The organism is Sodalinema sp., from assembly GCF_046483825.1.
In the GTDB taxonomy this organism is placed as follows: Bacteria; Cyanobacteriota; Cyanobacteriia; order Cyanobacteriales; family Geitlerinemataceae; genus Sodalinema.
Window position 1 is genome coordinate 1 of sequence record NZ_JAWOCL010000061.1, and the last position, 6,885, is coordinate 6,885.

General features: G+C 52.2%; 9 protein-coding genes and 1 tRNA gene. 2 read left to right on the plus strand and 8 right to left on the minus strand.

From position 1 onward, the window contains the following. The 3 genes from R6U67_RS03830 to R6U67_RS03840 form a co-directional block, all read right to left on the minus strand. Positions 1-1,199 (minus strand): four-carbon acid sugar kinase family protein (locus R6U67_RS03830; protein WP_410251329.1); only part of this gene is annotated, 1,199 nt, incomplete at its 3' end. Positions 1,200-1,257: 58 nt separating this feature from the next. Beyond that, positions 1,258-1,878 (minus strand): protease complex subunit PrcB family protein, encoded by a 621-nt coding sequence (locus R6U67_RS03835; RefSeq protein WP_410251330.1) that lies wholly within the window; start codon positions 1,876-1,878, stop codon positions 1,258-1,260. A gap of 71 nt (positions 1,879-1,949) precedes the next feature. After that, a complete protein-coding gene (locus tag R6U67_RS03840; protein ID WP_410251331.1) occupies positions 1,950-2,351 on the minus strand; it encodes a bacteriohemerythrin in 402 nt (133 codons plus the stop codon). Between the two features lie 323 nt (positions 2,352-2,674). Here R6U67_RS03840 and R6U67_RS03845 point away from each other — a divergent pair, with 323 nt between their 5' ends. Beyond that, positions 2,675-3,271, plus strand: a complete 597-nt coding sequence (locus R6U67_RS03845) for a Crp/Fnr family transcriptional regulator (protein ID WP_410251332.1) — start codon at positions 2,675-2,677, stop codon at positions 3,269-3,271. Positions 3,272-3,295: 24 nt separating this feature from the next. Here R6U67_RS03845 and R6U67_RS03850 read toward each other — a convergent pair whose 3' ends face one another. Genes R6U67_RS03850 through R6U67_RS03860 form a run of 3 tightly spaced genes read right to left on the minus strand, consistent with a single transcriptional unit; the run spans position 3,296 to position 5,524 of the window. Continuing rightward, positions 3,296-4,231, minus strand: coding sequence for a DNA polymerase III subunit delta' (locus R6U67_RS03850; RefSeq protein WP_410251333.1), 936 nt, complete (start codon positions 4,229-4,231; stop codon positions 3,296-3,298). 4 nt (positions 4,232-4,235) lie between these two features. Next, entirely contained in the window at positions 4,236-5,057 is an 822-nt protein-coding gene (locus tag R6U67_RS03855; protein ID WP_410251334.1) for an SDR family oxidoreductase, read from the minus strand. A 38-nt stretch (positions 5,058-5,095) separates the two neighbouring features. Next, the gene (locus R6U67_RS03860) at positions 5,096-5,524 is read right to left on the minus strand and encodes a DUF1824 family protein (protein WP_410251335.1); all 429 of its coding nucleotides are present in this window, start codon (positions 5,522-5,524) and stop codon (positions 5,096-5,098) included. A gap of 242 nt (positions 5,525-5,766) precedes the next feature. Here R6U67_RS03860 and msrB point away from each other — a divergent pair, with 242 nt between their 5' ends. Next, positions 5,767-6,168 carry a peptide-methionine (R)-S-oxide reductase MsrB gene (msrB, locus tag R6U67_RS03865; RefSeq protein WP_410251336.1) on the plus strand — a complete coding sequence of 134 codons (402 nt, stop codon included), beginning with the start codon at positions 5,767-5,769 and terminating at the stop codon, positions 6,166-6,168. A gap of 112 nt (positions 6,169-6,280) precedes the next feature. Here msrB and R6U67_RS03870 read toward each other — a convergent pair. Continuing rightward, positions 6,281-6,351, minus strand: a tRNA-Gly gene (locus R6U67_RS03870). A gap of 76 nt (positions 6,352-6,427) precedes the next feature. Then, positions 6,428-6,754, minus strand: a complete 327-nt coding sequence (locus R6U67_RS03875) for an energy transducer TonB (protein ID WP_410251337.1) — start codon at positions 6,752-6,754, stop codon at positions 6,428-6,430. Positions 6,755-6,885: the final 131 nt, after the last annotated feature.

Here is a 6,885-nt window from a genome sequence, read left to right on the forward strand (position 1 = left end):
GAACAGCCAGCCAGAATTTGTCCCAAGAGTTTAGCTGTGCGCAGGGCCAACCCCTGACTTAAGACATCGTTGGACGTAATGCCCCCTTTACTAATCAGGAAGCCCAATTCCGGCGGTAACCCTCGCACCACATCCATGAGTAATTGAGACACCGCAACGCCGAACTTGAGACGGGTATCGCGGTCGGGAAATTGCAATTCTTCACGACTGGTATAGATAACCGGAGTTTGGCCGCTGGCCCAACTCTCTTGCACTTTCTCTAAAACTCCCGTCAACAACGCCTCTCGCTGTTGGGGAGACTCGTCAACCAGGTGGCTAACATCCACTTCCACCCCAGTCACTCCTGTTTCTTGTAACAGATGCTGGAGTTGTTGGGTGGTTTTCTTGACATGAGATCCCACCAAAACAGCCCCCGGTTTGCCACCCCGCACATATTGGGTCATATCTTCGGCGGCGATGGGTTGGGGGCCGAGATTGGCTAGGGAGGTGAGAAGGCTAGCCGCACTGCGGAAGAGAAAGCGTTTTCCTTGACTGGCGGCTTTGAGGATGTCGGCGGCGAATTGGTCTAAATCGGTTTGGGTTTCGGCATCCACGACGCCACAGGTGTTGTTTTCTAAGGCCATTAACCGCTCGAAACAGCCCGATCGCACGTCCTCTAGGGTAAATCGTTCCACGGCCTCAGCGGCAATGGTTCCCTGGGTTTTCTCGGCGACATAGTCGGGGAGATAGCTGTGGTGATAGCCAAAAACGGAGTCGCGGGCAAATTCGGTTTCATGGACGGGAACCGGTTGTCCGTCTACATGGAGATAATGGATGCTGTCGCGGGTGATGCGTCCTCCCTCAAAGAAGGCGGGGGTGAGGAAATGAGCGTCAAAGGAGCCGAGTTCTTGGGCGATCGCATCGGTTTCAATGGGATAATGACCCCGTAGGGTGGAGTCGGAGCGACTGACCACGAGGAAATCGTCAATCCCCACTTGAGCGATCGCCGTCTTGAGATTCTGACAGACCTCACAAGTCACCTGACGGGCCGCTTCGGGGGCCAAGGCGCGAGTATTGGTGAGGATGAAGAAAATCGGCGCCTCATCCACGAGTCCCAGTTTTAAGGTCTCGACATCCCATTGGGTTAGCAAGAGACAACTGTGAACCGTCTGGGAACCGGTGGGATCGTCGTCGAGAACGATGATTTTTGGGCTACTCATAGGAATAATGGCATTGCGGTGTTGGCATCGATCCCATTATTCCAGGTTCTCGCAAGGGTTAACAGTCCCGAGGGGCCTGATGATGCTGGAAACTCACCGGAAGACGGGTGCGTTCGATGCGAATGATTTGATAGGGTTGCGTAATGGCCATGGTCGCCATGCCACAACTACGAGTTTCGAGATAGTCCACAATCAGGCGGTTATCTTCGCGCCGTACTTGGTCAATCTCAACGCCGTAGGACCCATCGGGGCGATCGCCCAATCCCACGGCAATTAGACTATACTGCTCAAAGTCAATCTCGGGAATGTCGGCCGCTGGAGAGGTGTTCCCCTGAAGTTGTTGCCAAAAACGCTCCCAGTCTGATTCATCCGTAATGTGCTTCTCAAAAGACTCATTCAGTCCACTGTAGTTGCCTTGGATTTCGGTTTCAAAGGGAATCATCGCCAAGTCTGCATCGGTTGCCGGTTGAGACGATTGGGCCAAGACTCCCATACGGTAGAGTGAGACCGCTGAGTTGGCTAGTCCCTGGCGTAAGTCCCGGTAACACTCGCCCCAGGGCGTATCGCGGGCGGCGGTAGGACACGATGGGGTCTCAGTCTGGGCGGGACTGGTCAGGAGAACGCTGGCCAGGGAGAGGCTGAGGGGTAGGGTGAGGGCGATCGCCAATACACGCATCATAGAAGTTATCGTAATTGAACCTGTCGTCATTTGCCATCAACACTTAACACAATCCGTCACGACCCTGGCTGTTAGCTATGTGTATAGGGTTTGAGCTGCATATCAATTTTGCGAATATGGTTAATAAACCAATCTAGAAGCTTTTGGTTAACTTTCAGAACCAACGAAAGACTTGCACCTTCTTGACGGAATTGACCTTTAATCTCCTCAAAGGTTTGCCGAAAATAGGCATGAGCGTCTTTGTTTTTACAGGCAATTGGGCATTGATAGGCATTCATGCAGTTTTCTTCAAAACCAAAATGAAGTGCAATATATCGATCCAAAAACTTGATGATTTTTTCGATTTCTGACTTGCCTTTATTTTCTTGCAACGCGATCATCAAGAGATTGAGATGTTCAATCAATTGTTGATGTTGCTTGTCAATCGTATCAATTCCAACTCGCAAAGACTCATCCCAAGGAATCGTTCGCATCGCATTAGGTTCCAATGAACAGTAAACGTTTCGGGTCAATCACTAGGTAGGCCAAGAGAATCTTGGAGAGTTTATCTCCTCGTTTCTCAGTGCTATAGTCTTCATTTTAAAGCATTTTTCAGCTTAAATTCATCAAAGACTACCCATAACGAGTCAAAAGATGTTACAACAGTCGAGACCGATATGGCTAGGCTATTCCTAAACTTTGCCTAATCTTTACGGGAATTTAACGTTGACTCCCTATTCTGTGACCCAAGGGCTAGTTGGAGAAATCGTATTAGTCTCCGAGTCCTGGCTGGCACACACCCCACGGGGAGGAAATTATGCAATCGACCGTCATGCGTCATCGAACGAGTCGTATTTACGATCGCGGCGACCTATTACCGCAATCAACCACTGGAATTTGGCAAGTTTGCCAAGGCTGGGTTCAACTGAATACCTACATGGCTATGGGCGAAGAACGAGTCCTGGGCTGGGTGGGTCCTTCGATGTGGTTAGGAGAAGGATTAACCGCTCGTCATAATCATCAAATGAAGGCCCTATCTCGGGTGATGATGACGTGGTATCCCCTCGATGAAATTGAACGTAGTCCTCAACTTGGCTACACGTTTATTCAACAGAAAGCCAAGCGACTCTATCAATTAGAATATTTGTTGAGTATTACCGCCCAGAAACGGTCCAGCGATCGCCTGGAAAACTTACTACGCTTACTCATCCGAGAAATGGGACAACCGACGGCCGACGGCGTTCGCCTTAAAGCCAGGCTGACTCACCAAGACTTAGCCAATGCGATCGGTGTCAATCGCGTCACCGTAACCCGCATTTTAGGGGAGTTCAAACGCCAAAATCGCCTGTTTTTGGATGCTTCCAAACATTGGTTAGTGATGCAGCCAGATGCCCGAAGCCTCATTGCGGCTTAACTAACGCGGCCTAACTAACGCGGCCTAACTGACGGCGATCGCCTCAGCCAACTGCATCAAAGTCACTTCCCAGACTAGACGTGGCTGCACAAAGCGATTTAGATGCCGTCGGGCATCTTCTAACGGTTGTAACACAGTCGGAGAGAGACTCCCGCCACTAGACCGCCAATAGGCTTGTTGGAGATAGTCAAGTAACCAAAGTTGTTCGGGGGTGTCCAGGGTGTGACTAATCTCCTTGGCTAACTGCAAAGCCTCCCGTAAACTTCTGGGATACTGATGGACTTTCTCTAGCAATTCGGCGGGAATAGCCTGTTGTTGGTCCCAAGCGGCAATGGCGACTCCCGGACTTCCCTGGGCGATCGCCAAGATAGCCGGATGGTTAAGTATTTCCCCATGTCCCGTCATCTGCAACACCTGGGCCATCTCCTCCCCCGAGAGACGAGAAAAGGGAATCCGCTGACAGCGAGAAACCAGTGTGGGCAACAAACTCTCGGAGGATGGGGCAATCAGGATTAACGTGGCCCGTCCGGGTTCTTCTAAGGTTTTCAGCAGTCCGTTGGCGGCGGCTTCAGCCATTCGTTCAGCCTGTTCGATGATAATGACTTTGCGAGAGGCTTCTAAGGGAGGGTTGGCCAGAAACTGACTCAGATCGCGAATTTGTTGCAGACGGATTTGCGGCGGTGATTTGCGTTTGAGTCCCCTCTCGCGGGCCTGGCTGACGGTATAGAGTTCTTTTTTGTCGAGATAGGTGGGTTCAACCTGAAGAAAGTCGGGATGATTGCCCAAATCCGGCCGAGAGGTCTTGAGGAGTTGTCGGGCAAAATAGCGGGCCGCGATCGCCCGGCCAATTCCCTCAGCCCCGACGAAAAGATAGGCCGGGGCAATGCGATCGCGGGCAATGGCGGCCTCGATAAATCGTAAACCAGCCGCCTGGCCGATGGGTTTGTCCAAAGCCACCATGTCTCTAAATGATGCGATGAGGATGAATCAACTCATAGCCGGCATCCTTAATTTTCTGGTTGGAGAGTTTACCGCTATAGCGAACGGTCGCCGGTTCGGACCCATCCCAGGTGACGGGGGGCAACTGATAGGTTTGACAGACCGCCTCAACCACCTCTCGGGTTGGCGGGTGGTCGTCGTCGACAAGATTATAAATCCCCGCAAGACCCTGATCTTGGGCAAAGGCCATGGCCCCGACAATATCATCGAGGTGAATCCAATTACTGGGGCGAGATCCATCTCCTGGGCGAGTTTGTCCGGCCCAATGGCGGTAGATGCGATCGATCTCCCGGCCGGGGCCATAAATCCCTCCTAGGCGGAGGATACAAACTCGCAAGTCATCGTTCGCGGCGTTTAAGAGGGTTTGTTCCGTCTCGACTAAAATCTCGTAATTCTCCATCGTCGGTTGGGGAGGGGTGGTTTCGTTCACCCAACCGCCTCCCCAGTTGCCATAGACGCTACCACTGCCGGTATAGATAATCTGCCGCAGTTGGGGGACCTCAGGGAGAACGGACACAAGGGTTTTGGCGGTGTCCAGATAGACGCTTTGGTAGGAGGCCCGCCCTTTACTGGCGACACTCATCACTAGGGTATCTTGTCCCTGTAATAGCCGTTTGAGGTCGTCAGGGTTGTTGCCTTGGACGAGTTCGACGCGGGAGGCGATCGCCTCAAGTTCGGACACTCGTTCGGAACTGGTGGTGGTGGCGGTGACGTGATGGCCGGCGGCTTGCCAATGGCGGGCCGCTGCCATGCCGACATAGCCACAGCCGAGAATTGCAATGTTCACAGGTTGATCTCTCTAAAATGTCTACTCTCTCAAAACTGTTATGAATGCAGTTTTGAGGGAATCTCCTCGGGAATCTCTTCTGGGGAGATGTCGTCAAATAGATCTAAGGGAAAATGGCCGTAGGTGTCTCGAATGCCATCGTCATAGACGGACTGGCAAGAGATGAGAACGCCTCGTTCGTTGCCCTCGTAGCTGTTGAGGTAACAGAGGTCGGTACGAGGATTATATTTGAGATAGACGGCCCCGGCGATCGCATCGAGTTCGGGGGCGCGAGGATATCCTAATACATCGGTGTAGCGGTTGAGGGCGGCGATCGCCTCCTGGCTACTGTCGGCACAGATCCCGAAGATTTGATAGTCACAGTGAGGGGTGATGGCATAGAGGGCCTGACGGACGGCCCGGCGATCGGCGATCGCCTCGTCAATCAGTCCAACTCGCTTTAGGAGGGTTTGTTCGTGGTCTAGCATGGGGGAGAAGGGAACAGGGAATAGGGAACAGGGAACAGGGGGGAAAAGGCAAGAGGCAAGAGGCATAACCCACCCCTAACCCCTCCCAGGAGGGGATGGCAAGAGGCAAGAGGGGGAATGCGCCCTAGCCCTACCGGGTTGGGGATGGCCAGAGACTCATGTGGGGGATGATCCGTTTGTAAATATGTGTTAAGGTCTAACTAATAGATCATCCTATCATGTCACTTTCCTAAGGCTTAGAAATGGTTAACAAAGTTCAAAAAACTGATGCCGAATGGCAAGCGCAGTTGACCCCAGAACAATACAAAGTAACCCGCAAACATGGTACAGAACGGGCATTTAGCGGCGAGTACCACGATAACAAGAAACCGGGAACCTACAAATGTATCTGTTGTGGTACGCCTCTGTTTACTTCAGAGACAAAGTTTGATTCTGGAACCGGTTGGCCAAGCTTTTATGCTCCCATTAATGAGGAAAATGTGACTGAAAAATCCGATTTCAGTTTCTTTATGAAGCGGACTGAAGTCCTGTGTTCTACCTGTGACGCGCATTTGGGCCATGTGTTTAACGATGGCCCCAAACCGACGGGGTTACGGTATTGTATGAACTCAGCGGCGTTGGATTTTGAGGAAAAACAAGATTAGACCTGTTCGCAACCTGAACGCCAACCACCGTTTCGGGCGATCGCCGGAAATGGTGGTTGGTCTATGGGGGACTGAATCCCTCAAACTCTCAACTGTCCGTTAATTCGATTAAAGCGGGCAGTGGGAATCGAACCCACATCATTAGCTTGGAAGGCTAAGGTTTTACCACTAAACTATGCCCGCGTGGTTTTGCACCTTAACTACAATAGCACAGTTGGGAAAAAATGCAAGGGTTTTTCCCAGTTTTTTTGTGGCTGGGTTAGGGAGACTGGATCTGCACGTCGACATCGAGGTTAGACATGACGGGGCCAGCTTCGTCGTTGCTGGCTGGGCTAAATCGCCAATTATTGACGATCGCCTGGGCAAATCGTTCGTAATCTGGTCCTAATCGTTGATCTCCGGGTTGTTTGAGGACAAATCCCACTTCGGCCCGTCCATCTCTGTCAATGATCAGGCGCACTTGTAGTCGGGTTCCGGGGGCTAAGTCTGAGGGGGCCTGATCTCTGGGGATGGTTTGGCCTGAAGCCTGGATGAGTTGCGGGGGATTGTCGGGAATGTCGCGATCGCTGACTGGGCGATCGTTCAAGACCAAAATTTGCCAGTTACTTGGGGTAGGTTCGGGAGTTGGCGCGGGTGCGGGAGTTGGCGCGGGTGCAGGTTCAGGGGTTGGCGCGGGAGTTGGCGCGGGTGCAGGTTCAGGGGTTGGCGCGGGAGTTG